The sequence below is a fragment of the Nocardioides sp. LML1-1-1.1 genome (assembly GCF_040676175.1).
GTDB lineage: Bacteria > Actinomycetota > Actinomycetes > Propionibacteriales > Nocardioidaceae > Nocardioides.
Genome location: NZ_JBEGHK010000006.1, coordinates 39,739 through 64,313, shown reverse-complemented (window position 1 = coordinate 64,313; position 24,575 = coordinate 39,739). Strand labels below are relative to the sequence as shown.

The following is a 24,575-nucleotide window of genomic DNA, read 5'->3' as shown; positions in this document are numbered from 1 at the left end:
GGGTGGGCAGGTTCCACCCTTCGCACCTCTCGGGAGAGCCCATGTCCGCCACCGCACGCCCACCCGCCCGAACGGGCGTCTTCCGCCGCAAGCCGGTCGACCAGATCACCGAGGACGACCACGCCGGGGGCCTCGAGCGCTCCATCGGCCTGTGGCAGCTGACCGCGATCGGCGTCGGCGGCATCATCGGCGCCGGCGTCTTCTCGCTCGCCGGCGCGGTGGCCAGCGCGGACGGTGACGGGGTCGGCCCGGCGGTGCTCGTCTCGTTCCTCATCGCGGGCGTCGCCAGCGCCGCCGCGGCGTTCTCGTACGCCGAGTTCGCCGGCATGATCCCGAAGGCCGGCTCGGCCTACACCTACGGCTACGCCGTGCTCGGCGAGGTCGTCGGCTGGTGCATCGGCTGGGACCTGCTGCTGGAGTACATCGCCATCGTGGCGGTCGTCGCGATCGGCATCTCCGGCTACTTCGGCTTCCTGCTCGACCAGGTCGGCCTCGACCTGCCGCACTGGATGCTCGGTGCCCCCGGCACCGGGGACGGCCACCGGGTCGACCTGTTCGCGATGGTGCTGTGCCTGCTGGTGGCCTGGCTCCTCAGCCTCGGCATGCGCAACGCCGCTCGCGTCGAGACCTTCGTCGTCGGCATCAAGGTCGCCCTGGTGCTGCTGGTCGTCGTCGTCGGCTTCTTCCACATCAAGACCGACAACCTCAGCCCGTTCGCCCCGGCTGGCTTCTCCGGCGCGATGAGCGGCGCGGCCGTGGTCTTCTTCGCGGTGTTCGGCTACGACGCCATGTCCACCGCGGCGGAGGAGTCGAAGGACGCGCAGCGGCACATGCCGAAGGCGATCCTCTACTCGCTGGCGATCTCGATGGTGCTCTACGTGCTCGCCTGCCTCACCCTCACCGGCATCCAGGACTACCGCGACATCGACCCGGAGAGCGGCTTCTCCAGCGCGTTCGCCTCGATCGGCCTCGACGGCTTCGGCACGGTCATCGCGGTCGGCGCCATCGTCGGCATCCTGACCGTGATGTTCACCTTCATGCTCGGCGTCACCCGGGTCTGGTACGCCATGAGCCGCGACGGCCTGCTGCCGTCCTGGTTCGCCAAGACCCACCCGACCCGCCACGTGCCCACCCGGGTCACCTGGATCGCGGGCGTGCTCTCCGCGCTGATCGCCGGCCTGATGCCGATCGCGGAGGCCGCCGAGCTGACCAACATCGGCATCCTGCTGGCGTTCGTCGTCGTCTGCGTCGCGGTGATCGTGCTGCGCTACAAGCGCCCCGACCTTCCGCGCACCTTCCGCCTGCCGGGCATGCCCGTCGTACCGATCATCGGGGTGGCGTTCAGCATCTGGCTGATCACCTTCCTCGCGCCGGCGACCTGGCTGCGGTTCGCGGTGTGGTTCGTGCTCGGCCTCGCGGTCTACGCCGCCTACGGCTACCGCAACTCGGTGCTCAACAAGCAGCAGCCTCCGGTCAGCTGACCGGCGCGGCCTCCAGCGCCGTGGCGACGTCGACCACCAGCGGGAGGATCCAGCGCCAGGTGTCCGGGTCGAGGGTGACGAGCGGCCCGTGCACGTAGAGGTAGAGCCGCCGGTCCACGACCTCGACGTGCACGGGCCGCTCGGTCAGCCGGGCGAGCACGTCGGGCCGGAACAGGGTGACGTCGAGGACCCGCTCGATCCACGGGGCCTGCCCGATGGGGCCGCGGACGAGGTACGCCGCGGCGCCGGGCCCGCTGAGCCCCGGCGTACCGAGCGAGGAGTCGGACGAGCCGGGCAGCGCCGCGTCGTTCCACCTCCCGCGCGCCGTCAGGACCAGGTGCGGCAACCCGGCGGCGCCCGGGCCGGTGAGCGGCGTGGTCGCGTAGCTCCACGCCCTCGCCTCGGCATTGCCACGCCCCGCGAAGTAGTGCTGGCGCCCCAGCTGGATCTCGCGCGGCACGGCGATCTCGACCAGGTCGCGGGTGTGCCGGCCGGTGCCGGTGCCGAGCACCAGCCCCGGGCCCTCGGCCGGCTGCCCGGGCCGGGGCGTGTAGGTCATGTCGTTCGCCGCGGCGAACCGGGCCAGGCGCACGGGCCGCGCCCGGTGCTCGGCACGCGGCCGGAGCGCGGAGACCAGCAGGCCGAGGCTCACCACCGCCCCGAGGCCGGCCGGGGCCGCCGCCCACCACGGCCGGGGTGGGAGGAAGGACAGGCCCACCGCGACGAGGCCCAGGACCAGCCACAGCAGGACGTTCACGACGAGCCAGCCACCGAGGTCCGAGCCGAGCTCGCGCGCCGTCCGGGCCGGGACGTCGGCGGGGTCCACGGCCGCCGTCAACGGCGCGGTGTCGAGCTCCTCGAAGGCCATCAGCCGAACCGCGGCGCCCGCTTCTCCACGAACGCCGCGACGCCCTCGCGGCCGTCGGGCGAGCCGGCGAGCGCGCGGATCGAGAGCGTCTCCTTGCGCAGCGCCCCCTCCGGCGCCGGTACGACGGCCTCGCGCAGCAGCCGCTTGGCCGCAGCGTTCGCGGTGCCGGAGCCGGCGGCGAGGGTCGCGACGACCTGCTCGGTGACGTCGGCGAGCTCCGCGGCGGGCACGACCCGGGCGACCAGCCCGGCGTCGGCGGCCTCCTGCGCGGTGAGCAGGTCGCCGAGGATCGCCAGGCGCAGGGTGCGGTGCAGGCCGAGGGTGTGCACCAGGAGCGAGCTGCCGCCGTCGGGCGAGAGCCCGACCTTGGTGTAGGCCAGGCTGAACTTCGCGGTGTCGGCGGCGAGCACGATGTCGCCGGCCGCGGCGAGCGGGAAGCCCGCGCCCGCGGCGGTCCCCTGCACGACGGTGACCACGACGGCGTCGGAGCGGACCAGCTCCCCGACCACCCTGTGCAACGCCTCGGCGAGATCGTCGATGAACACCTGCACGTCCTCGGCCGCGGCGAAGGCGCCGAGGTCGCCGCCGACGGAGAAGAACCGGCCTTCGGCGGCCAGGACCACGACCTTCGCGGCGTCGCGGCGCGCGCGTCGTACGGCCTCGTGGAGGGCGGCGACGGACTCGGGGTGGACGGGGTTGCCGTGCTCGGGGTCGGCGAGGGTGATCCGGGCGACGCCGTCGGCGTGCTCGTAGCGGACGAGGCTCATGGAGGACTCTTTCGGCTCAGCGGAACTGGTCGTGGAGGGAGGCGGGCAGCGCGAAGAGCGGCTCCCGGGTCAGCTCGGCGCGGCCGAGCGTGGTCAGGTGCGCCTCGTCGGGGCCGTCGAAGATCCGCATCGCGCGGTGCCAGCCCCACAGTGCGGCGAGCGGCGTCGCGTCGCTGATGCCGGCCGCGCCGTGCAGCTGGATGGCGCGGTCGATCACCGACAGCACCGCCCGCGGGACGGCGACCTTGGCGGCGGCAATGAGGTGGCGGGCGGCCTTGTTGCCCTCAGCGTCGACGGTGTGCGCGGCGAGGTGGCACAGCGCGCGGGCCTGGTCGAGCTCGACCCGGGACTCGGCGATCTTCTCCCGCACGGCCGACTGCTCGGCGAGCAGCCCGCCGAACGCCGTACGCGTCCGGGCCCGCTCGACCATCATGGCCAGCGCCCGCTCGCCGGCGCCGAGCGCCCGCATCACGTGGTGGATCCGGCCCGGGCCCAGGCGCATCTGGGCCGCCGCGAAGCCGCCGCCCTCCTCACCGAGCAGGTTGCTCAGGGGGACCCGGGCGTCGGTGAGCTCGATGACGCAGTGGCCGTGCTGGTCCTGGTGGCCGAAGACCGGGTAGGACCGCCGGACCTCCACCCCCGGGGTGTCGACGGGCACGATCACCATCGACTGCTGGCGGTGCGTGGCCGCGGTCGGGTCGGTCTTGCCCATCACGATGAGCACCTCGCAGCGCGGGTCCGCGGCACCGGTGATCCACCACTTGCGGCCGTTGAGGACGTACTCGTCGCCGTCGCGCTCGATCCGGGTGGTGATGTTGGTGGCGTCGCTGCTCGCGACGGCGGGCTCGGTCATCGCGAACGCCGAGCGGATCCGCCCGTCCAGCAACGGCTTCAACCAGCGCTCCTGCTGGGCCTCGGTGCCGACGAGGTGCAGCAGCTCCATGTTCCCGGTGTCCGGCGCCTGGCAGTTGATCGCCTCCGGCGCGATCTCCAGGCTCCACCCGGAGAGCTCCGCGATCGTGGCGTACTCCAGCTGGGTCAGCCCCGCCTCGCTCGGCAGGAAGAGGTTCCACAGCCCGCGCTCGCGCGCCTTGGCCTTCAGCTCCTCCACCACGGGAGGCACGGTGTGGTCCTGGGGGCCCTGCTCCTCGCGGTAGCGCGCGTAGGACTCCTCGGCCGGGAAGACCTCCTCGGCGAGGAAGCGCTTCATCTCCTCGAAGAGCCGGACAGCCCGCTCGCTGGGGGCGGCGTACGCGGGGTACATCGACGTGCCGGTCATGGGGCCACTATGGCGCACCGTCCGCTCAGGCCGCGCAGTTGCCCGTGTCGGCCTCGCGGCCCTCGGTCTCCGGCGCGCTGCCCTTCTCCGCGCTGGACGCGACCTGCTCGGCGGTGAGCGCGTAACCGGTGTCCCGGTCGGTGACGGACGCGGCGAAGACGACACCGGCGACCTTGCCCTGCGGGGTGACGATCGGGCCGCCGGAGTTGCCGGGGCGGACCAGGCCGCGCAGGGAGAACACCTCGCGCACGACCGTGCCGTCGCCGTAGATGTCGGGGGAACGCAGGTTCTGCACCGCGCGGACCCGGCCGGTCTGCACGTCGAAGGGACCGTCCTGCGGGTAGCCCACGATGGCGACCGGGTCCTCGGCATCGGTGCGCTCGTCGAACTTCAGCACCGGCGCGTCGCCGGTGTCGACGGCGAGGACGGCGATGTCGAGCTCGCGGTCGTAGAGCACCACCCGGGCCAGCTCGGTGCCGCCACCGATGCTCACCTCGGGGTCCTCCACGCCCGCCACGACGTGGGCGTTGGTCATCACCCGGTTGCGCGCGAAGACGAAGCCGGTGCCCTCGACCCCGCGGCCGCACTTGTTGCCGCCGCGGATCTTCACCACGCTGGGGCGTACGGCGCGGATGGCGGCCGTGCGCGGCAGGCCGGTCGGCCCCGGGGCGACCTCCACGATCTGCTCGGGCGCGAAGGGCTCGAGGTAGCGCGGGAAGAAGCCCGTGCCGACGACGTTGTTGAAGGCCTCCAGCGCGTTCGGCGCCGACTCCGGGAGCACGTCGTTGACCTTGCCGAGCACGGTGGAGGAGCGCACCAGCGAGGTGACCGAGCCGATCCGGGTGCCGCTGATCGCGACGCCCAGCGCCCAGGCGACCAGCAGCACCGCGAGCGCGCTCAGCAGCGCCCCGCCGACCGCGTCGAGGGCCCGGGCGGGCTGCCAGGTGATCCGCTCGCGGACCCGGGCGCCGGCGTACTGGAGCAGGGCCTGGCCCAGCGAGGCGCACAGGATGACGACGAAGAGCGCACCGAGCGAGACCGCGAGCGAGGGGTCGAAGCGGCTCAGCAGCACCGGCGCGAGGAAGATGCCGGCCAGCCCGCCGATGAGCAGGCCGGCCGTGGCGAAGGCGCCGGTGACGAAGCCCTGCCAGTAGCCGGAGAGGGCGTAGGCGAGCACCAGGAGGATGAGCAGCCAGTCGAGGACGTTCACTCGTTCGGCTCCAGGAGGTCCATGCCGTCGTCCCCGTCCGCGCTCGGTGCGGTCGTCCGGCGGACGTACTCGGCGAGCATGTAGTCGGGGAGATCATGCACCGGCGGGTCCGTGACCGGGGGGAGCCACCCGAGGAAGTCGAAGAAACGGGTCAGGATCCCGCCCGTGAAGCCCCACAGGATGACGTCCTTCTCGGGCCCGATCAGGAAGCCCGGGCCCATCCAGCCGCCGGGGTGACGGACCTGGATCCGGTGCTCGGGGTCGAAGAGCTCGGTCAGCGGCACCCGGTGGATCGCGTGCACCTCCTCGGGCGAGGCGACCCGGATCGGACCCGGCTCGCGCCACCAGCCGAGGATCGGGGTCACCGCGAAGTTCGACGGCGGCAGCCACAGCTCCGGCAGGCGGCCGACGACCTCCACCCCCGCCGGGTCGACGCCGATCTCCTCCTGGGCCTCGCGCAGCGCGGCCTCGACCGGCGTCTCCCCCGGGTCGATGCTGCCGCCGGGGAAGGAGACCTGCCCCGGGTGGGAGCGCATGTCGTGGGCCCGCTCGGTGAGCAGCACGTCGCGCTCGCCGAAGAGCATCAGGACCGCGCCGCGACGCACCTCCCGGTCGGCGGGCGGCAGGAACGCGCTCAGGTCGCCACCCTCGATCGCGCGGGCGCCGTCGACGACCTCGCGCAACCAGTCGGGGAGGTCCGCCGGCAACGTGGCGGGCACGTCGCTCACGACGCCGCCTTCGGGGCCGGCAGGTCGATGCCGAGCTGCTGCTCGGCCAGCGTCACGATCTTGTCGAGCGAGGTGATCCCGCCGGCGACCTGCTGCGCCTCGCCGTCGGCCTTGACGAAGACGAACTGCGGCAGCCCGGTCAGCACCAGGTCGCTGCCCTGCAGGTCACCGCAGGCGTCGGCGGCCGAGGGGTAGGTGACCTTCTTCATCCGGGCGAAGTCGATCGCGGCGCCGGGGTAGGTGTCGAGGAAGTTGACGCCGATCATGGCCACCTGGTCGCCGTACTGCTCGTGGAACTGCTGCAGCACCGGCATCTCCTTGAGGCAGGCGACGCAGGTGGTGGACCAGAAGTTCACGATCGCCGGGCCCTTCACGTCCGCCAGCGACACGCTCGACGTGCCGCCGAGGCAGTGCAGCCGCACGTCGGGCAGCTGCGAGGCGCCCTTCTCGGTCGGGATCTCGGTGCAGTCGGCGATCCCCGCGGCCTCGCGGTCCCGCACCAGCTGCGGGGTGTCGACGTCGACCTTGCAGGCCAGCGCGCCGCTGCTGCTGTCGCAGGCGGTGAGCAGGACCGCGATCGCCGCCAGCGCGGCGGCCCGGGCACCGAGCATCAGTTGGGGCCCTCCGTGCGGACGAGCTTCTCCGCCTCGACCGGGTCCGTCGGCCCGAGGCCGTACGACGGGCACCACCGCGCCACCGGGCAGGCACCGCACGCGGGCTTCTTCGCGTGGCAGCGGCGCCGGCCGTGCCAGATCAGGTGGTGGCTGAGCATCGTCCAGTCCCGCTTCGGGAAGAGCGCGCCGACCGCGTGCTCGACCTTGACCGGGTCCTCGAGGTCGGTCCAGCCGAGCCGGCGCGCGAGCCGGCCGAAGTGGGTGTCGACGGTGATGCCGGGGATGTCGAAGGCGTTGCCCAGCACCACGTTGGCGGTCTTGCGGCCCACGCCCGGCAGCGTCACCAGGTCCTCGAGCCGGGCGGGCACCTGGCCGTCGTAGCGCTCGACGAGGGCGGCACCCAGCTTGAGCAGCGACTCGGTCTTGGCCCGGAAGAAGCCGAGCGGGCCGACGATCTGCTCCAGGTGGGCCCGGTCGGCCGCGGCCATCGCCGCCGGGTCCGGGTAGGCGGCGAACAGGATCGGGCGCACGGCGTTGACCCGCTTGTCGGTGGTCTGCGCCGACAGCACGGTGACGACGAGGCACTGGAAGGCGTCGTCGAAGTCGAGCTCGGCCTTGGCGTCGGGATAGGTCTCCGCGAGCACCCGGTCGATCTTGCGGGCCCGCCGCACCAGCTGGGTCGACGTCTCGTCAGTGGTGTCGATCGGCCGCACGGGTGCAGCCTACGTCGTGCCTCCGACAGCCCGGCAGCGCATGTTGACCCCGCGCGTTGGCTAGGTGTGACATGCCGCACTGGATAGGATGCCGCAGACCGGGTTTCATGTGACTTTGGAGGAAGCGTGGACAACGACGTACTCCGTCAGGCGCCACTGTTCAGTGCCCTCGACGACGAGGCCATGGCAGCGCTGCGCACGTCGTTGGCGACCACGCGGCTGCGCCGGGGAGAGGTGCTCTTCCACGAGGGCGACAGCGGCGACAAGCTGTTCGTCGTGCTCGAGGGCAAGGTGAAGCTCGGCCGCACGTCCTCCGACGGCCGGGAGAACCTGCTGGCGATCATGGGCCCCGGCCAGATGTTCGGTGAGCTCTCGCTCTTCGACCCCGGCCCGCGCTCGGCCACGGTCACCGCGGTCACCGACGCCGAGTTCGCCTCGCTGTCGCACGAGGACCTGCTGCGCTGGCTGGAGGGCCGCCCCGTCGTGGCCCGCGGCCTGCTCACCCAGCTCGCCGGCCGGCTGCGCAAGGCCAACGACGTCGTCGCCGACCTGGTGTTCTCCGACGTCCCCGGCCGCGTCGCCAAGGCGCTGCTCGACCTCGCCGACCGCTTCGGCCGCACCGCCGACGACGGCGTCCACGTGCACCACGACCTCACCCAGGAGGAGCTCGCCCAGCTGGTCGGCGCCTCCCGCGAGACGGTCAACAAGGCCCTCGCCGACTTCGCCTCGCGCGGCTGGCTGCGCCTGGAGCCGCGCTCGGTCGTCATCCTCGACATGGAGCGGATGTCGCGGCGCGCCCGCTGACCGCTACCTGTTGAGGTAGGCCCGCGTCGCCTCGTCGGCCGGGTAGAACGCCTCGATCGCCAGCTCGCTCAGCGTCACCTCGCGGGGCGTGCCGAAGACGGTGGTCGTGGAGATGAACGACAGCACGGTGCCGTCGGCCACCCGGATCTCCATCGGTACGACGAGCGCGGACGACACGACCGGGGCGACCCCGCCGGCGCTCACCTCGGCGAGGAGGGCCGCCAGCTCGGGGTCGCCGCTCGCGTCGTGCTCGTGGCGCAGGCGCTCGGCGAGGTGGCTGCGCCACTCGGCGAGGTTGACGATCCGCCCGCCGAGCCCGCGCGGGTGCACCGAGAGCCGGACCACGTTGACCGGCGGCTCCAGCAGGTCGGCGTCGATGCCGTCGAGGAAGGCGTAGGCGGCGTCGTTGGCCGCGACCAGCTCCCAGTGCCGGTCGACGACGAGCGCCGGGTAGGGCAGGTGGCCGCGCAGGATCGTCTCCAGCGCGGCGTTGGCCTCCGCCATCGGCGGGTCGGTGAGCCGGTGCTCGGGGTGGGCGGGCGCGTGGCCGGCCGCCAGGAGGACCGAGTTCTGCTCGCGCAGCGGGACCTCCAGGTGGTCGCACAGGCGCATCACCATGGCGCTCGTGGGGCGGGAGCGACCGGTCTCGATGTAGCTCAGGTGCCGGGTGGAGACGTCGGCACGGCTGGCGAGCTCGAGCTGGGAGAGGTGGCGGCGCTGCCGCCACTCGCGGAGGAGGACACCGGCGGTCGCGTTCACGAGCGCCACGCTAACCACCGGCAGGCGGCGGGGACATGACCTCCGACGTCATGTCCCCGCCGCCACCGATCAGGCCCTGCCGCGACGCAGGACCAGCGCGCCACCGGCCCCGAGCAGGAGCAGGGCGAGCAGCAGCGGCCCGGTCGTGGACGGGGCACCGGTGTCGGGCAGGGCGGACGCGGTGGCCTGCACCCCGCCGACCTCGCCGGGGACGTCGGTGACGCCCTCGTCCTCGCCACCCACGTCGCCCGGCACCTCTCCCGGCGTCGTCGCGGGCTCGGTCACGGTGACGGTGAACGTCGCCGCGTTGACGGTCGCCCGAGCGGCCCTGACGCCGCGCAGGCGCAGCGGGGCCCGCTCGTCGGTCGCGGTGCAGCGGACCTCGGTCTCGCCGAGCGAGAAGGTGCTGCCGGAGGCCGGGTCGCAGGTGACCGGTACGTCGCCGACGACGGCGTCGTGCGCGCTCGCCTCGAACTCGACCGTGGCCCCCTCGGGCCCGGTCGCGTCGACGGTGATGCCCTCCGGCACGGTGATGACCGGGCCGGTGGTGTCGACGACGCCGACCACGAAGGACTCCGAGGCCTGGCCGCCCCACTCGTCGGTGACGGTGCAGCGCACCTCGGTGTCACCCAGCGGGAAGGTCGCCCCGGAGACGACCTCCGCGCCCTCGCCGTTGCCGAGGCGGCAGACCGGGGTCAGCGCAGTGCCGACGAAGTCCAGCCCCGACACGGAGAAGTCGACGACCGCGCCGTCGGGGCCGGTCGCCTCCGCGGTCGCGCTGGTCGGCACGGTGACGCTCGGCAGCGGGGCCGTGACGGTGACGTCGAAGGTGTCGCTGGCGAGGACGTCACGGGAGTTGGTGGCGGAGCAGCTGACGGTCGTCGTACCGATCGGGAAGGTGGCGCCCGAGGTCGCGTCGCAGGTGGGCGCGAGGTCACCGTCGATGACGTCGTGGGCGGTGACGTCGAAGGTGACCGGGGCGCCGGCGGAGTCGGTGGCCGGGGTGGTGATGCCGGCCGGGACGGTGATCGTCGGCAGCGGGTCGGTCACCTCGATGGTGAACCGGTGCAGCTTGTACTGCAGGAGGTTCGCCAGCGAGAACGGCGCCCACATGCAGGCGCCGTAGTAGGTCCCGACCGGCAGCTGGCGGCTCGCCGAGAAGGTCGTGCCGAGGCCGGCGCCGAGCAGGTCGAGGGTGAAGAACTCAGCCAGCGTGTCGACGTAGGTGCTGCTGATCGCGCACGCGCGGGCCACGACCGGGCTGGTGCTCCAGCCGCCGCTGATCGAGAAGCTGATCGGCACGAGGGCACCTGCCGCGCTGGTCGCCTCCGCCACGATCGCGGACTCGCCCGAGACCACGACCGGGCCGACGGCGGCCTGCGGGGTCGGCGACTTCTTGATCGGCGCGGCTTCCAGCTCCGCCTCCGGGGCGGGCTCGGACGCCGGCTCGGGGGCGGCGTCGGGAGCGGGCTCGGGCTTCGGCTCCGGGGCGGGCTCCGGCTTCGGCTCCGGGGCGGGCTCCGGCTTCGGCTCCGGGGCGGGCTCCGGCTCCGGCTCGGGAGCGGGCTCGGGTGCCGGGGCGGGCTCCGGCTCGGGGGCCGGGGCGGCGGTCTCGGCGGGCGTCTCCGGCGCCGGGGCGGCGTCATCGGCGAACGCGGGCGCGGTGGTCATCGTCCCGAGGAGGGTGACGGCCGCAGCCAGGGCAAGGGACAGCGATCGGGTTCTGCGTGGGGGGAGCATCCGCCCACTGAAGCGGAACCCTCACCAGAAATCCGGGAAACGCGAAGGGCTTTACCTTGGGCCGCAACCCTCGGATCAGCGGGAGGCGAGGTAGGCGAGCTGAGCGCGCACCGACCACTCGGCCGCGCCCCACAGCGACTCGTCCACGTCGGCGTAGACGACCTCGACGACACGGCGGGGCAGCTCGGGGTCCTCCGCGACGTCGGGCGGGAGCTGTCCGGCCGAGAGGCCCAGCGCGCCGAGGGCGGTCTCGACCTGGGCCAGCCGCTCGCGCCGGTGCACCACGTAGTGGTCGAGCACGGCGGCGCCGTCGGGCAGCACCGGTCCGTGTGCGGGCCACAGCGAGGTCGCCCGGCCGTCGGCGACGACCGCGCGCATGCGGGCGATCGAGTCGAAGTAGGAGCCGAGGTCGCCGTCGGGGTGGGCGATCACCGTCGTACCGCGGCCGAGGACCATGTCGCCGGTCAGCAGCGCGCCGTCGGCCTCCACCAGCAGCGAGATCGAGTCGCTGGTGTGCCCGGGCGTGGTCAGCACCTCCACGTCGAGGCCGCCCACGGACAGCGTCTCGCCGTCGCGCAACGGGTCCGCGCGCCAGCACTGCGCCGGGTCGAGACCGCGGACGCCGCAGCCCATCCGCTCCGCGAAGGAGCGCGCCGCCTCGGTGTGGTCGAGGTGGTGGTGGGTCACCACGACCTGGTCGACCGTGCCCGCGACCGCGGCCACGGCGTCGAGGTGGCCCTCGTCCAACGGGCCCGGGTCGACCACGATCGACCGCTCCGCGCCGGGCTCGCGCAGGATCCAGGTGTTGGTGCCGTCGAGGGTCATCAGACCGGGGTTGGGCGCCAGCACGCAGCGCCCGCGCTCGCCGTACCCACCGCCGTGCCAGGGCTCCACGTCAGCCCCTCCGCTGGGCGACCAGCGGTCGCAGCGCGTCCGGCAGCGAGAGCGTGAACCCGTCACCGAGCGGCTCGACCTCGGGCATGAACATCTCCACCGAGCGCTCGGTCGCGGTCGCCAGGACCGCCTCGACCGTGCCGAGGGTGCCGATCTCCAGGCAGGTCAGGTACGTCGGAGGGAGCATCGCCAGCGTCCCCGCGTCGGCCTGGTCGGCGGCCGCCAGGGCGGGCAGCCAGACCACCTCCGAGGACTCGGTCGAGACGTCGCGGGTGATCTGTCCCTCCGGCAGCTGGGCGACGAAGAACCAGGTCCGGTAGCGCTTGGGCTCGAAGACCGGGGTCAGCCAGCCGCTCCAGATGCCGAGCAGGTCGGTGCGCAGCACCAGTCCGCGCCGGTCCAGGAAGTCGGTCAGCGACAGCTCGCGCGACTCCAGGGCGACCCGGTCGGCCTCCCAGTCCTCGCCGGTGGTGTCGGCGACGACGTCGTCGGCGGAGGCACCGGCCAGCAGCACGCCGGACTCCTCGAAGGTCTCGCGCACCGCGGCGCACACCAGCGCCCGGGCGAGGTCCTCCTCGGTGCCCAGCCGCGCGGCCCACTCCGCCGGCGTCGGGCCGGCCCAGCCGACCTGGTGGTCGAAGTCGCGCGGGTCCACCCCGCCGCCGGGGAAGACGCACATGCCCCCGGCGAAGTCCATCGTCACCTGGCGCCGCAGCAGGTAGACCTCGGGCGACCCGTCGGCACCGGCCCGCTGCAGGACGACGGTCGCCGCGTTGCGCGGCTCGGCCTCCTGGCGGGTGCCGTCGGCGTACTCCCGTGCGACGTCGGCGAGCGCCGCGGGCAGTGGCACCGGCGGCAGCGGGATCCTCACGCGAGCACTTCCGCGACCACCTCGACCTCGACGGTGGAGTCGAGCGGCAGCGCCGCCACCCCGACCGCCGAGCGGGCGTGGACGCCGGCGTCGCCGAAGACCTGGCCGAACAGCTCGGAGGCGCCGTTGGCGACGGACGGCTGGCCGGTGAAGTCCGGGCTGGAGGCGACGAACACGCCGACCTTGACGATCCGCACGTGCTCCAGGGTGCCGGTCACCGAGCGGATCGCGGCGATCGCGTTGAGCGCGCACTGGCGGGCGGCCTCGGTGGCCGCCTCGGGCGTCGTGCCGTCGCCCACCTTGCCGGTGGCCACGAGCGTGCCGTCGCGCATCGGGATCTGGCCGGCGGTGTAGACGTGGTCGCCGCTGCGCACCGCGGGCAGGTAGGCCGCCACCGGCGGCACCACCTCCGGGACGCTCAGCCCGAGCTCGGCGAGCCGCTCCTCGGGGGTCACCGCTCAGCCCTCGGCCGGGCGCTTGAAGTAGGCGATGTCGTTGCCGCCCTGGCCGGGCACCAGGGTGACGAGCTCCCACCCGTCCTGGCCGAAGTTGTTGAGGATCTGCGCCGCGACGTGGTTGAGGACGGGCGCCACCTGGTACTCCCACTTGGTCATGCTCTGCACCCTACTCAGGGCGCTCGGGAGCCGGGTCAGCCGTAGCGGTTGACGACCCAGAGCAGCTCCCGGTACTCGTCAGCCTCCTCCGGTGGCGTGGGGTCGACGTCCTGGCTGGTGCGCAGCGCGGCCGGGTCGGGCGGCGGGGGCAGGTGACGGAATCGTTCGGCCATGACGGGCTCCTCTCCGGGTGGTCCCAGCGTACGCGCCACCGGTGTGGCGTGGGTCACACCTGTGGGACGATGCGGCCGTGAACCTCGAGAACGCCGTGTGGATGCTCACCGGGCTGGCGGCGGTCGTCGTCCTGCTGACCCGGATGCGGCTGTCCTCGGAGCAGAGCCAGTCCGGGCACGCCGTCGTACCGCTGCGGGTCGTGAACGCGCACACGGTCGTCGGCGTCGTCGCGCTGGTCGTGTGGATCGTCTACCTCACCGATCCCTCGGGTGGGGTCGGCGCGGCGGCACTGGTCGCCTGGTGGCTGGAGGTCGCGATCGGGCTGCTCATCCTGGCCCGCTGGATGTCCGGCGCCGGCAGGCACGCGGCCGACACGACGGGCGACAGCTGGGCCGAGGGGCCGGCGCTGTCGATCCTCGGCCATGTCGGGATGCTGCTCGGGATCGCCTTCTTCACCTGGGTCGTGCTGGCCGACAAGCTGACCTGAGAGTCCACCCGTGGTCTGACGTCCGCGCCCGGTGCGACCTCTACGGTGGTGCGGTGACCCGTCAGGACCGGCAGCCGTGGCGCCTCGGGCCCCGCGGCGAACGGTGGTTCGACGTCGGGCTCACCCTGTTCCTCCTGCTGCCCGTCCCGGCGTTCCTGATCTACGCCGAGGTGCCCGACGGCCTGGTCATGCTCGCCCAGATCGCGCCGCTGGCGTGGCGCCGCCGCCACCCGGTGCCGGTCTTCGCGGCGGTCGCCGCCGCCAGCGCCGCCCAGGTCCTGGTCACCGACTACCCGCTGTGGAGCCAGCTCGCCTTCCCCGTCGCGACGTACTCCGTGGCCCGTTTCTCGACCACCGCCTGGTCGCTCGGCGCGCTCGCGGTCGGCATGCTGGGCGCGGGGGTCGCGGCTGGCGACTGGGTGAAGCGGATCTACAGCAGCGAGAGCCATGCGCAGGACGTCACCGCCTACTTCATCACCATCGCCCTCTTCGTCGTCGTGGCCTGGGCGCTCGGCACCCTCGGCCGCACCCGGCAGGCATACGTCGACGCGCTGGTCGAGCGCGGCGAGCGGCTGGAGCGCGAGTCCGCCCAGCAGGCCGCCCTGGCGGCGATCGAGGAGCGGCACCGGATCGCCCGGGAGATGCACGACGTCGTCGCGCACAGCCTGACCACGATGGTGGTCCAGGCCGACGGCGCCCGGGCCGCGGCGGCGCACGATCCGACGGTCACCGCGCCCGCGCTGGGCACGATCGCGGCGACCGGACGGGAGGCGCTCGCCGAGCTGCGCGGGATGCTCGGGGTGCTCCGCTCCGAGGAGCCGGGGCCGCAGGCGCCGCAGCCACGGCTCTCCGACCTGGCGGCGCTCCTCGACGAGGCACGCGCCGCCGGGACGACGGTGGTCGCCGAGCTCCCCGGCGAGGCGAGCGTCGTGCCGGACGGGGTGGCCCTGACGGCGTACCGGATCGTGCAGGAGGCGCTCACCAACGTCCGCAAGCACGCGGGGCCCGCCACCGCCCACGTGCTGCTGGCGCCCGACGCGGGGGCGCTGCGGGTGGAGGTGCGCGACGACGGCCGCGGCGCGGCAGCGGCCGACGACGGCCGCGGGCTCGGCCTGACCGGGATGCGCGAGCGGGTCGCCGCGCACGGCGGCACCCTGACCGCGGGACCCGCACCGGGCGGCGGTTTCGCCGTGTGCGCGAGGATCCCCTGGTGAGCGATCCGATCCGGGTGTTCCTCGTCGACGACCAGGAGCTGGTCCGCGCGGGCTTCCGCATGCTCATCGACAGCCAGCCCGACCTCACCGTCGTGGGCGAGGCCGGCGACGGCGGCGAGGCGCTGGAGCGACTGGCCGTGACGGCCTGCGACGTGGTGCTGATGGACGTGCGGATGCCCCGCCTCGACGGCGTCGAGGCGACCCGACGGCTGACCGAGCGCGAGGGCGCGCCCCAGGTCGTCGTGCTCACCACCTTCGACCTCGACGAGCACGCGCTGGGCGCGATCCGCGCCGGGGCGGCGGCGTTCCTGCTCAAGGACGCGACGCCGGAGACCCTGCTCGGCGCGATCCGCACCGTGCACGCCGGCGACTCCGTCGTCGCGCCCAGCACCACCCGCCGGCTGCTGGAGCACTTCGCCACCGCGCTGCCCGACCCGGCCTCGCCGGCCCCGGACGACCGGCTGGCCGTGCTCACCGACCGTGAGCGGGAGACGCTGGTGCTGGTCGGCCGCGGGCTGTCCAACTCCGAGATCGCGGCCGAGTTCGTGGTCTCGGAGGCGACCGTGAAGACCCACGTCGGGCGGCTGCTCGCCAAGACCGGGTCCCGCGACCGGGTCCAGCTCGTGGTGCTGGCCTACGACACCGGGCTGGTCCGGGCCTGACCGGTCCACCCGTCGTCGTACGGCCGGATCAACCCGGAGCCTGACGATCGGGGCACCGATCCCGGCGAGGCTCGGAGCATGTCCTCGACGCAGACCTCTCCCCCGCCCGCCCCGCCCGCCTCCGCCCTCGCCGCCAGCGCTCGCGGCCTGACCCGCGCCTACGGCCGCGAGGACACCCTCGTGCACGCCCTGCGCGGGGTCGACCTGGACCTGCCGGCCGGCCGGTTCACCGCGATCATGGGCCCGTCCGGGTCCGGCAAGTCCACCCTCATGCACTGCCTCGCCGGCCTCGACCAGCCCACCGCGGGCACGGTCGCCGTCGCCGGGCAGGCCCTGGAGGAGATGGACGACGACACCCTGACCCGCTTCCGCCGCGACCACGTCGGCTTCGTCTTCCAGGCCTTCAACCTGCTGCCGATGCTGACCGCGGGGCAGAACATCTGGCTGCCGACCGAGCTCGCCGGCCGCCCCCAGGCGCCGCTGCGCCCCCGCTTTGAGCGGATCGTGCGCACCCTCGGCCTGGAGGACCGGCTCGGCCACCGCCCGGCCGAGCTCTCCGGCGGCCAGCAGCAGCGGGTCGCGATCGCCCGCGCCCTCGTCTCCGAGCCGGCCATCGTGTTCGCCGACGAGCCCACCGGCAACCTCGACAGCACCTCCTCCGCCGAGGTGCTCTCCTTCCTGCGCCACTCGGTCCGTGAGCTGGGCCAGACCGTGGTGATGGTGACCCACGAGCTCGAGGCCGCGCGGTACGCCGACGACGTGGTCGTGCTGGCCGACGGCCGGATCACCGCGCGGCTCACCGCCCCGAGCCGCGACGACCTGGTCGCCGCCCTCAGCGTGGTGGGCGCCTGATGCGCACCGTCCTGCTCGCCTCGCTGCGCACCCACACCCGCCGGTACGGCGCGGCGCTGCTCGCCATCGTCGTCGGCGTCGTGCTGGTGCTGGTCACCGCGGCGCTCTCGTCCTCGGTCCGCGACGGGCTGACCACCGGCCTCGCCGACCCCTACGACGGCGCCGACGCCGTGCTCGACCGCCCCTCCGCCGCGGACGCCTCGAAGCTCCTCGCCGCCGCACCCGGCAAGGACGCCGACGCGTGGCTGATCGGCTGGACCATGCAGCAGCTCAGCCGCGAGGGCCGTGTCGTCACCAGCGACGCCGACATCGGCCAGGTGCCGGACCAGCCGGCCCACCGCTGGCAGGACCTGGCCGCCGGCCGCTTCCCCGGCGGCCCCGGCGAGGCGCTCGTGGACGCGAACGCCGCCAAGGCCGACGACATCGCGATCGGCGACCGGCTGCGGATCGGCACCGGCACCCGGGCCCTCGACGTCCGCGTCGTCGGCCTCGCCGACTCGCCCTCGAACCACGCCGTGTCCTCGGTCTACCTGCTGTGGCCGGACCTGCGCCGCTGGGAGGACAGCCTCTACGTCAGCAGCGTGGCGTGGAGCGGCGGCGGGCACGACGCGGCCGTGACGGCGATGCGGGACGTCGTACCGAGCGCCGATCCGACCACCGTCGACGCCTTCGTCCAGGACCTCCAGCGCGAGGTCAACAACGGCGTGGACGTGATCGCGATCATCGTGCTGCTGTTCACGACGGTGGCCCTGCTCGTCGCGGTGCTGGTCATCAACAACACCTTCACGATCCTCTTCGCCCAGCGCAGCCGGGACTTCGCGCTGCTGCGGTGCGTCGGCGCGACCCGCCGCCAGGTGGTCCGCTCGGTGCGGGTGGAGTCGCTGGCACTCGGCGTCCTCGCCGCCGTGCTCGGGATCGCCGCGGGCCTCGGCGCGGGCTACGGCCTGGTCGCGCTGATCCACGCGCAGTGGCCGGGCGCCCGGCTCGGCGACGCGCACATCGGCCCCGCGTGGCTGCTGGCCGCCGCCGTGCTCGCGATCGGCGTCACCCTCGTCGCCGCCTGGCTGCCCACCCGCCGGGTCGTCCAGGTCAGCCCGCTCGCCGCGCTGCGCCCCGACGACAGCACCCGGGTGCGCACCACCACCGGCCGCCTGCGGATCGCGCTCGGCGTCCTCCTGCTCGGTGCCGGTACGGCGGCGCTGGCCCTCGCCATCGCGACCGCGGCCCCGCCCGCGCTGGTGGCCGGCGGCACCGCCGTGTTCCTCGGCGTGCTCCTGCTCGGCCCGGTCGTCGTGCCCGCGCTGATCGGCGTCGCCGGCCGCGCGGCCGGGCGGCTGCTCGGGCCTTCGGGGCGGCTCGCCGCCGGCAACGCGGTCCGCAACCCGCGCCGCACCGCCGCGACCACCGCCTCGCTGCTGGTCGGGGTCACCCTCACCACCGCCGTGCTCACCGGGCTGGCCAGCTCCCGCTCCGCCCTCGCCGACGAGATGGACGACCAGCACCCGGTCGACCTCGCCCTCACCAGCGGCGCGCGTGCGCTGCCGGCGGACGTCGTGGAGCAGGTGCGGGCCGTGCCCGGTGTGGCCGCGGCGACCCCGGTCGGTGGCGCCACCGCGCGGGTGCCGGGGCTGGACCCGTTGCCCGTGCTCGCCGTACCCGCCGACGAGGGCGGGGTGCTGCACGGCTCGCTCCCCACGCCGCGCCCACGCCAGGTGGTGCTGCCGTGGGACGCGCTCGGCGACGGCATCGAGGTGGGCGACCGGGTCGCGGTCACCGTCGGCGACCGGACCGAGCGGCTGCGCGTCGTCGGTGGCGAGGGCTGGGGCGACGCCGCCCTGGTCGCGCCCGCCACCCTCGCCCGGCTGGCACCGGAGACCGGTGTGCACGCGGTCTGGGTGCGCGCGGAGGACGGCGCCGACCCCGAGGACCTGGCCGGCTCGCTGGAGGCGATCGGTTCCCCGGTCGACGCCGGGGTCGAGAACGGCCTCGCCCAGCGGGCCTACGTCGACCTCCAGCTCGACGTGCTCACCGGCGGGGTCGTCGGCCTGCTCGGCATCGCGGTGGTCATCGCGCTCGTCGGCATCGCCAACACCCTCGGTCTGTCCGTGCTGGAGCGCGGCCGCGAGCACGCCCTGCTGCGGGCGCTCGGCCTCACCCGGCGCCAGGTACGACGGATGCTCGCCACCGAGGCCGTCCTGCTCGCCCTGGTGGCCACCCTGCTCGGGACCACGCTGGGCGTGACCTTCGCCTGGGCCGGCGTACGGGCGCTGGTGGAGCCGGCTGTCGACGGCGCCGGCCTGGTGCTGCCCTGGGCCGAGCTGCTCGCCGTGGTGTGCGCCGCCGTGGTGGCGGGGCTGGCCGCCGCCGTGCTGCCCTCGCGGCGGGCGGCGAAGGTCGCCCCGGCCGCGGGCCTGGCCCTGGAGTGAGACGGGCGAGCGGCCGGTTCCCTGCTCGGGGGAACCGGCCGCTCGCTACGCTGCCCGGATGAGTGACTGGGGGAAGGTCCGCCTGCACGTGGTCACGGGCAAAGGAGGCACCGGGAAGTCGACGGTGGCCTCCGCGCTCGCGCTCGCCCTCGCCACGAAGGGCAAGAACGTGCTGCTCTGCGAGGTCGAGGGCCGGCAGGGCATCGCCCGCATGTTCGACGTGGAGCCGCTGCCCTACCAGGAGCGCCGCCTCACCACCGGTCTCCCCGACGCCGACGGCGGCCGCGGCATCGTGCACGCGCTGCACATCGACGCCGAGTCGGCGCTGCTGGAGTACCTCGCGATGTACTACCGCCTCGGTCGTGCCGGCAAGGCGCTCGACCGCTTCGGTGTCATCGAGTTCGCGACCACCATCGCGCCGGGCGTGCGCGACGTGCTGCTCACCGGCAAGGTCTACGAGGCCGTGCAGCGCAACAGCCGCAACAAGAACGCCATCGACTACGACGCCGTCGTGCTCGACGCACCGCCGACCGGCCGGATCAGCCAGTTCCTCAACGTGAGCAACGAGCTCGCCGGGCTGGCGAAGGTCGGGCCGATCAAGGCGCAGTCGGACACGATGATGACCCTGTTCCGCTCCCCCCGCACCGCCGTCCACCTGGTCACCGTGCTGGAGGAGATGCCCGTGCAGGAGACCGCCGACGGGATCGCCGAGCTGCGCTCGATCGGCCTGCCGGTGGGCGGTGTGGTGGTCAACCTGGTCCGCCCACGCGACCTGTCCGCCGACCAGCTCGCCGCCGCGCGCTCGGGCACCCTGGACCGGGCCGCGCTCGAGACCGACCTCCTCGCCGGAGGGATCGAGGTCACCCCGGACCTGGTCGACGGGTTGCTCCAGGAGGCCGCCGACCACGCCGAGCGGCGAGCGCTGGAGGACTCGCAGCGCACCCTCGTGGCGGACCTGGGCGTGCCGTCGTACGAGCTCCCGCAGATGGCGGGCGGCATCGACCTCGGCGGGCTCTACGAGCTCGCCGGACTCCTCCGAGAGCAGGGCATGGCATGAACCGCAGCACCAGCCGCGTCGGCCCCGCGACGAGCGGGCAGCCCGCCGGGACGCTCGACGTCGACGCCCTGATCGACGACCCCGGCACCGGGATCATCGTGTGCTGCGGCTCCGGTGGCGTCGGCAAGACCACGACCAGCGCGGCGCTCGCGCTGCGGGCCGCCGAGCGCGGGCGCAAGGTCGTCGTGCTCACCATCGACCCGGCCCGCCGACTCGCGCAGTCGATGGGCATCGAGGCGCTCGACAACACCCCGCGGCCCGTCACCGGGGTCGAGGGCGGAGGCACCCTCGACGCGATGATGCTCGACATGAAGCGCACCTTCGACGAGGTGGTGCTCTCCCAGGCCAGCCCGGAGAAGGCGCAGCAGATCCTGGCCAACCCGTTCTACATCGCGCTGTCGAGCTCGTTCGCGGGCACGCAGGAGTACATGGCGATGGAGAAGCTCGGCCAGATCCATCGCGATGCGCAGGAGACGGGCACCTACGACCTGATCGTGGTCGACACCCCGCCGTCGCGCTCCGCGCTCGACTTCCTGGACGCCCCGGACCGGCTCTCCAGCTTCCTCGACGGCCGCTTCGTCCGGCTGCTGCTCACCCCCGCGCGCGGCCCGGCGAAGCTGATGACCGCGGGGCTGAGCATCATCACGAACTCGCTGACCAAGATCCTCGGCGCGCAGTTCCTCAAGGACCTGCAGACCTTCGTCACCGCGCTCGACACCGTCTTCGGCGGCTTCCGCCAGCGCGCGCAGAAGACATACGCGCTGCTCAAGGCCGACGGCACGGCGTTCCTCGTCGTGGCGGCGCCCGAGCCGGACGCGCTGCGCGAGGCGGAGTACTTCGTCGAGCGGCTCAGCGAGGACGACATGCCGCTGGCCGGGCTGGTCGTCAACCGGGCCAGCCCGGAGCCCGCGGGCACGCTGTCCGCCGAGGAGGCCACCACCGCGGCCGAGCGGCTGCGCCGCACGGACGGGACGTCGGTCGCCGCCGGGCTGCTGCGGCTGCACGCGGACCGGGTCCGCATGGTGCAGCGCGAGCGCACGCTGAGGAGCCGGTTCGCGACCGCCCACCCGCAGGTGGCGACGGTCGTCGTACCGGCCCTGGCGGGCGACGTGCACGACCTCACCGGCCTGCGCCGGGTCGGCACGCTGCTGGCCGACGGCTCCTGAGGGAGCCGTCCGGGCTCAGACGGTCGCGGCGCCCTGACGGTCGCGCGCGTCCTCGAGCACCTTGCGCCACGAGGCGCTCGGCCGGCGTCGCAGCAGGGCCCGGCGCTCACGCTCGGTCATCCCGCCCCAGACGCCCCACTCGATCTGGTTGTCGAGTGCCTCGGCGAGACACTCGGTGCGCACGGCACAGCCGCTGCACACCTGCTTGGCCTTGTTCTGCTCGGCGCCCCTCACGAAGAGCTGGTCCGGCTGCTCTTCACGGCACGCGGCGCGCGGCGCCCAGTCGTCAACCCACATGTTCGTCCCCTTGTGGTTCCCACTCCGAGAAGCCAGCGCCCCCACAGCGCGTGGTCTTCTCGACCGGACTAAAGTAAAGGACGGAGCACGGTTTCGAACACCGCTCATTGGGCCCAACCTGTGTAGTCACAACGGACTACCTCCCGCGGTGAGGCCTGGCCCTGGCCGACCATCGCGAATCTGGTGCCCACCAGGGGGTCACGTACCCTGGGCGCCATGTCCCGCACCCGGTTCGACGGCCTTCCGCCCGGCAAGATCGCCTCGCACCTCGGCGTCATGCTGCTGGTCGCCGCCGTGCTGGGCGTCGTGGTGTCCGGCCTGGCGATCCCGTTCGCGGGGGTCGCCGGCTTCACCGCCCGCAACGTCGCCGAGTCCGTCGAGACGCTGCCCCAGGAGCTCGAGACCGAGCAGCTGCCGCAGCGCACCGAGATCCTCGACAAGTCCGGCAAGACCATCGCCACCCTCTACGACCAGAACCGGGTCAACGTCCCGCTGCGCCAGATCTCGCGGACCATGGTCCAGGCCATCGTCGCGATCGAGGACTACCGGTTCTACCAGCACGGCGCGCTGGACGTGAAGGGCACGCTGCGCGCGCTGCTGACCAACCAGGCCTCCGGCGGTGTCTCGCAGGGCGGCTCCTCGATCACCCAGCAGCTGGTCAAGCTGACCCTGCTCAACCAGGCCGACACCGACGCCGAGCGCAAGGCCGCCACCGACGACACCTACGGCCGCAAGCTCAAGGAGCTGCGCTACGCGATCGCGCTGGAGAAGCGCCACTCCAAGGACTGGATCCTCGAGCGCTACCTCAACACCGCCTACTTCGGCGACGGCGCCTACGGCGTGCAGGCCGCAGCGCAGCACTACTTCAGCACCAACGCCAAGGACCTCGACCTGCGCCAGGCCGCGCTGCTCGGCGGTCTCGTGCAGAGCCCCGAGGCCTACAACCCGACGCGCAACGCCCCGCAGGCCAAGGTGCGCCGCGACATCGTGCTGAACCGGATGGCGCAGCTCAACGTCATCACCGACGCCCAGGCCACCCAGGCCAAGGCGATGAAGCTCGGCCTGAAGGTGCAGGAGCAGCCCAACGGCTGCGCCAACTCCCGTGCCCAGTTCTTCTGCGACTACGTCGTGCGCTGGCTCAAGACCGACCCTGCCCTCGGCGCCACCGCCGCCGACCGCCAGCGGCTGATCTTCAACGGTGGCCTGACGATCAAGACCACCATCGACATGCGCTTCCAGCGCGCCGCGCAGGAGGGCGTCGACGGCCAGGTCTACAAGGACGACTCGGCGATCGGTGCGATCGCGCTGGTCGAGCCCCGCTCCGGTAACGTCCGCGCGCTCGCCCAGTCGCGGCCGATGGGCTCGAAGAAGGGCCAGACCTTCCTCAACTACACCGTCCCGCAGAAGTACGGCGACGCCGCCGGCTTCCAGCCCGGCTCGACGTTCAAGGCGTTCACCCTGGCCGCCGCGATCAAGGAGGGCATCCCGCTGACGCGGACCTTCCCGGCACCGAACCCCGGTTACTTCCCGCTGAACGAGTTCGAGACCTGCGACGGCTCCTACCCGAGCGGCGAGGTCTGGGAGCCGAAGAACTCCACCAGCTCCTCGTCGAACCCGAACCTCTACGAGGGCACCCAGAAGTCGGTCAACACCTTCTTCGTCAACCTCGAGCGCGAGACCGGCATCTGCGAGCCGTGGAAGCTCGCCCGGGCGATGGGCATCGACCTGTCGAAGGACTGGCAGATCCCCGCCTTCACCCTCGGCGTCGCCAACGTGAGCCCGCTCGACATGGCCCAGGCCTACGCCACCTTCGCGGGCCGCGGCATCCACTGCTCCGCCCGCCCCGTGACGGAGATCGCCGACACCGACGGCAACGTCCTGAAGACCTACGACAAGTCCTGCTCGCAGGTGATCGCCAGCCCGATCGCCGATGCGGTCAACGACGTGCTCCGCGGCGTGATCGCGCCCGGCGGCTTCGGCGCCGCGCTCAACCCGGGGCAGCCCGCGGCCGGCAAGACCGGTACGACGAACGGCAACCTGTCCGTCTGGTTCTCCGGCTACACCCCCAACCTGGCGGGCGCCTCGGTCGTCGCCGGCGTGAAGAAGAACGGCAACCAGGACACCCTCGACGGCAAGTCGATCGGCGGCTACGTCCGCGGCTCGACCTCCGGATCGACGACCGCCGGCCCGATCTGGGGCAACACCTTCAAGGCGGTCGCGCAGTACCTGCCCGACGACGACTTCGTCCGCCCCTCCTCCAGCGACGTGGCCGGCCTGCTGGTCCCGGTGCCGTCGGTCGCCGGCAAGTCCTACGACGACGCGAAGGCGACCCTGGAGGGTCTCGGCTTCGAGGTGGCCCGGGGCCCGATGGTCGACTCCGGCTACGCCCGCGGCCTGGTCTCCTACAGCAACCCCTCCGCGGGCACCGGGCTCGGCGCCGGCGACACCGTGACGCTCTACCTCTCCGACGGCACGCCGAAGGCGAAGGGCAAGCCGAAGGGCAACGGGAAGAAGCCCGGCCGCGGCAACGGGAACGGGAACGGCGGCCGGGGCAACGGCTAGCGGTGCGGCCAGATCTCGACGAGGAACGCCCACGGGTAGGCGGCCAGCGCGACCGGCCAGATCCACCACGGCCGGCCAGGCAGGAAACGCTGCAGGAGCGCGTTGACCGCGACGACCTCGCCGGCGATCAGCCCCATCCCGAGGAATCCGATCACGCGGACGAGACCGGGATCGGAGACGTAGGGCGGGACGCCGAACAGGTCGCTGACCGTGTAGGAGGCATACATCGCCGGCAGCAGGCTGAGGTAGCCCAGCAGCAGGTTGATCCCCGCGGTGAGGGCGAGGATCGCCGCCACCCCGGGCGTACGACGCCGCTGCGGCCCTACGACCGTCATC

General features: G+C 73.4%; 26 protein-coding genes. 10 read left to right on the top strand and 16 right to left on the bottom strand.

Annotated elements, in window-relative coordinates; translation table 11 throughout:
- The first annotated feature begins 41 nt into the window (after positions 1–41).
- The gene (locus tag MRBLML1_RS19460) at positions 42–1,481 is read left to right on the top strand and encodes an amino acid permease (protein ID WP_364519114.1); all 1,440 of its coding nucleotides are present in this window, start codon (positions 42–44) and stop codon (positions 1,479–1,481) included.
- On the opposite strand, the gene MRBLML1_RS19455 is transcribed toward MRBLML1_RS19460, so the two are convergent.
- The 7 genes from MRBLML1_RS19455 to nth are packed head-to-tail and all read right to left on the bottom strand — an operon-like array spanning position 1,474 to position 7,660.
- Positions 1,474–2,349, bottom strand: coding sequence for a hypothetical protein (locus MRBLML1_RS19455; RefSeq protein WP_364519112.1), 876 nt, complete (start codon positions 2,347–2,349; stop codon positions 1,474–1,476). The genes MRBLML1_RS19460 and MRBLML1_RS19455 overlap by 8 nt on opposite strands.
- Positions 2,349–3,116, bottom strand: coding sequence for an enoyl-CoA hydratase/isomerase family protein (locus MRBLML1_RS19450; protein ID WP_364519110.1), 768 nt, complete (start codon positions 3,114–3,116; stop codon positions 2,349–2,351). The genes MRBLML1_RS19455 and MRBLML1_RS19450 overlap by 1 nt, the downstream gene beginning before the upstream one ends.
- A 16-nt stretch (positions 3,117–3,132) precedes the next feature.
- Positions 3,133–4,395 (bottom strand): acyl-CoA dehydrogenase family protein, encoded by a 1,263-nt coding sequence (locus MRBLML1_RS19445; protein ID WP_364519108.1) that lies wholly within the window; start codon positions 4,393–4,395, stop codon positions 3,133–3,135.
- Positions 4,396–4,420: 25 nt separating this feature from the next.
- Positions 4,421–5,605, bottom strand: a complete 1,185-nt coding sequence (locus MRBLML1_RS19440; RefSeq protein WP_364519106.1) for a MarP family serine protease — start codon at positions 5,603–5,605, stop codon at positions 4,421–4,423.
- Positions 5,602–6,333 (bottom strand): NUDIX hydrolase, encoded by a 732-nt coding sequence (locus MRBLML1_RS19435; RefSeq protein ID WP_364519104.1) that lies wholly within the window; start codon positions 6,331–6,333, stop codon positions 5,602–5,604. The genes MRBLML1_RS19440 and MRBLML1_RS19435 overlap by 4 nt, the downstream gene beginning before the upstream one ends.
- Positions 6,330–6,944 (bottom strand): TlpA family protein disulfide reductase, encoded by a 615-nt coding sequence (locus MRBLML1_RS19430; RefSeq protein WP_364519102.1) that lies wholly within the window; start codon positions 6,942–6,944, stop codon positions 6,330–6,332. The genes MRBLML1_RS19435 and MRBLML1_RS19430 overlap by 4 nt, the downstream gene beginning before the upstream one ends.
- Positions 6,944–7,660, bottom strand: a complete 717-nt coding sequence (gene nth, locus MRBLML1_RS19425) for an endonuclease III (RefSeq protein WP_364519100.1) — start codon at positions 7,658–7,660, stop codon at positions 6,944–6,946. The genes MRBLML1_RS19430 and nth overlap by 1 nt, the downstream gene beginning before the upstream one ends.
- Before the next feature lie 183 nt (positions 7,661–7,843).
- Here nth and MRBLML1_RS19420 point away from each other — a divergent pair, with 183 nt between their 5' ends.
- On the top strand, positions 7,844–8,464 hold the full coding sequence (locus MRBLML1_RS19420; RefSeq protein ID WP_364519709.1) for a Crp/Fnr family transcriptional regulator: 621 nt from the start codon (positions 7,844–7,846) through the stop codon (positions 8,462–8,464).
- Positions 8,465–8,467: 3 nt separating this feature from the next.
- Here the strand turns inward: MRBLML1_RS19420 and MRBLML1_RS19415 are convergent, their stop codons facing one another.
- The 7 genes from MRBLML1_RS19415 to MRBLML1_RS19385 form a co-directional block, all read right to left on the bottom strand.
- A complete protein-coding gene (locus tag MRBLML1_RS19415; protein ID WP_364519098.1) occupies positions 8,468–9,223 on the bottom strand; it encodes a helix-turn-helix transcriptional regulator in 756 nt (251 codons plus the stop codon).
- A 69-nt stretch (positions 9,224–9,292) separates the two neighbouring features.
- Positions 9,293–10,894 (bottom strand): hypothetical protein, encoded by a 1,602-nt coding sequence (locus MRBLML1_RS19410; protein ID WP_364519096.1) that lies wholly within the window; start codon positions 10,892–10,894, stop codon positions 9,293–9,295.
- Positions 10,895–11,038: 144 nt separating this feature from the next.
- Entirely contained in the window at positions 11,039–11,857 is an 819-nt protein-coding gene (locus MRBLML1_RS19405) for an MBL fold metallo-hydrolase (protein ID WP_364519094.1), read from the bottom strand.
- Between the two features lies 1 nt (position 11,858).
- Positions 11,859–12,728: an NUDIX hydrolase gene (locus MRBLML1_RS19400; protein ID WP_364519092.1), complete on the bottom strand. Its 870-nt coding sequence runs from the start codon at positions 12,726–12,728 to the stop codon at positions 11,859–11,861.
- A complete protein-coding gene (locus MRBLML1_RS19395) occupies positions 12,725–13,183 on the bottom strand; it encodes a RidA family protein (protein ID WP_364519090.1) in 459 nt (152 codons plus the stop codon). The genes MRBLML1_RS19400 and MRBLML1_RS19395 overlap by 4 nt, the downstream gene beginning before the upstream one ends.
- Before the next feature lie 3 nt (positions 13,184–13,186).
- Positions 13,187–13,342: a hypothetical protein gene (locus tag MRBLML1_RS19390; protein WP_162851546.1), complete on the bottom strand. Its 156-nt coding sequence runs from the start codon at positions 13,340–13,342 to the stop codon at positions 13,187–13,189.
- 35 nt (positions 13,343–13,377) lie between these two features.
- Positions 13,378–13,515 carry a hypothetical protein gene (locus MRBLML1_RS19385; RefSeq protein ID WP_364519087.1) on the bottom strand — a complete coding sequence of 46 codons (138 nt, stop codon included), beginning with the start codon at positions 13,513–13,515 and terminating at the stop codon, positions 13,378–13,380.
- A gap of 77 nt (positions 13,516–13,592) precedes the next feature.
- Between MRBLML1_RS19385 and MRBLML1_RS19380 the strand changes: the two genes are divergently transcribed.
- From MRBLML1_RS19380 to MRBLML1_RS19350, 7 genes are all read left to right on the top strand, one after another.
- On the top strand, positions 13,593–14,003 hold the full coding sequence (locus MRBLML1_RS19380) for a hypothetical protein (protein ID WP_364519085.1): 411 nt from the start codon (positions 13,593–13,595) through the stop codon (positions 14,001–14,003).
- A 53-nt stretch (positions 14,004–14,056) separates the two neighbouring features.
- Positions 14,057–15,217: a sensor histidine kinase gene (locus MRBLML1_RS19375; RefSeq protein WP_364519083.1), complete on the top strand. Its 1,161-nt coding sequence runs from the start codon at positions 14,057–14,059 to the stop codon at positions 15,215–15,217.
- A complete protein-coding gene (locus MRBLML1_RS19370; protein WP_364519081.1) occupies positions 15,214–15,879 on the top strand; it encodes a response regulator transcription factor in 666 nt (221 codons plus the stop codon). The genes MRBLML1_RS19375 and MRBLML1_RS19370 overlap by 4 nt, the downstream gene beginning before the upstream one ends.
- Positions 15,880–15,957: 78 nt before the next feature.
- Positions 15,958–16,731 (top strand): ABC transporter ATP-binding protein, encoded by a 774-nt coding sequence (locus MRBLML1_RS19365; RefSeq protein ID WP_364519079.1) that lies wholly within the window; start codon positions 15,958–15,960, stop codon positions 16,729–16,731.
- Positions 16,731–19,157, top strand: coding sequence for an FtsX-like permease family protein (locus tag MRBLML1_RS19360; RefSeq protein ID WP_364519077.1), 2,427 nt, complete (start codon positions 16,731–16,733; stop codon positions 19,155–19,157). The genes MRBLML1_RS19365 and MRBLML1_RS19360 overlap by 1 nt, the downstream gene beginning before the upstream one ends.
- Before the next feature lie 58 nt (positions 19,158–19,215).
- The gene (locus MRBLML1_RS19355) at positions 19,216–20,214 is read left to right on the top strand and encodes an ArsA-related P-loop ATPase (protein ID WP_364519075.1); all 999 of its coding nucleotides are present in this window, start codon (positions 19,216–19,218) and stop codon (positions 20,212–20,214) included.
- Complete coding sequence (locus tag MRBLML1_RS19350; RefSeq protein ID WP_364519073.1) at positions 20,211–21,380, top strand: ArsA family ATPase; 1,170 nt, start codon at positions 20,211–20,213, stop codon at positions 21,378–21,380. Before MRBLML1_RS19355 ends, MRBLML1_RS19350 begins: the two co-directional genes overlap by 4 nt.
- A gap of 15 nt (positions 21,381–21,395) precedes the next feature.
- On the opposite strand, the gene MRBLML1_RS19345 is transcribed toward MRBLML1_RS19350, so the two are convergent.
- Positions 21,396–21,677, bottom strand: coding sequence for a WhiB family transcriptional regulator (locus MRBLML1_RS19345; RefSeq protein ID WP_364519071.1), 282 nt, complete (start codon positions 21,675–21,677; stop codon positions 21,396–21,398).
- Between the two features lie 216 nt (positions 21,678–21,893).
- Between MRBLML1_RS19345 and MRBLML1_RS19340 the strand changes: the two genes are divergently transcribed.
- On the top strand, positions 21,894–24,239 hold the full coding sequence (locus tag MRBLML1_RS19340) for a transglycosylase domain-containing protein (protein WP_364519069.1): 2,346 nt from the start codon (positions 21,894–21,896) through the stop codon (positions 24,237–24,239).
- Here the strand turns inward: MRBLML1_RS19340 and MRBLML1_RS19335 are convergent.
- Positions 24,236–24,574, bottom strand: a complete 339-nt coding sequence (locus MRBLML1_RS19335) for a hypothetical protein (RefSeq protein WP_364519067.1) — start codon at positions 24,572–24,574, stop codon at positions 24,236–24,238. The genes MRBLML1_RS19340 and MRBLML1_RS19335 overlap by 4 nt on opposite strands.
- Position 24,575: the final 1 nt, after the last annotated feature.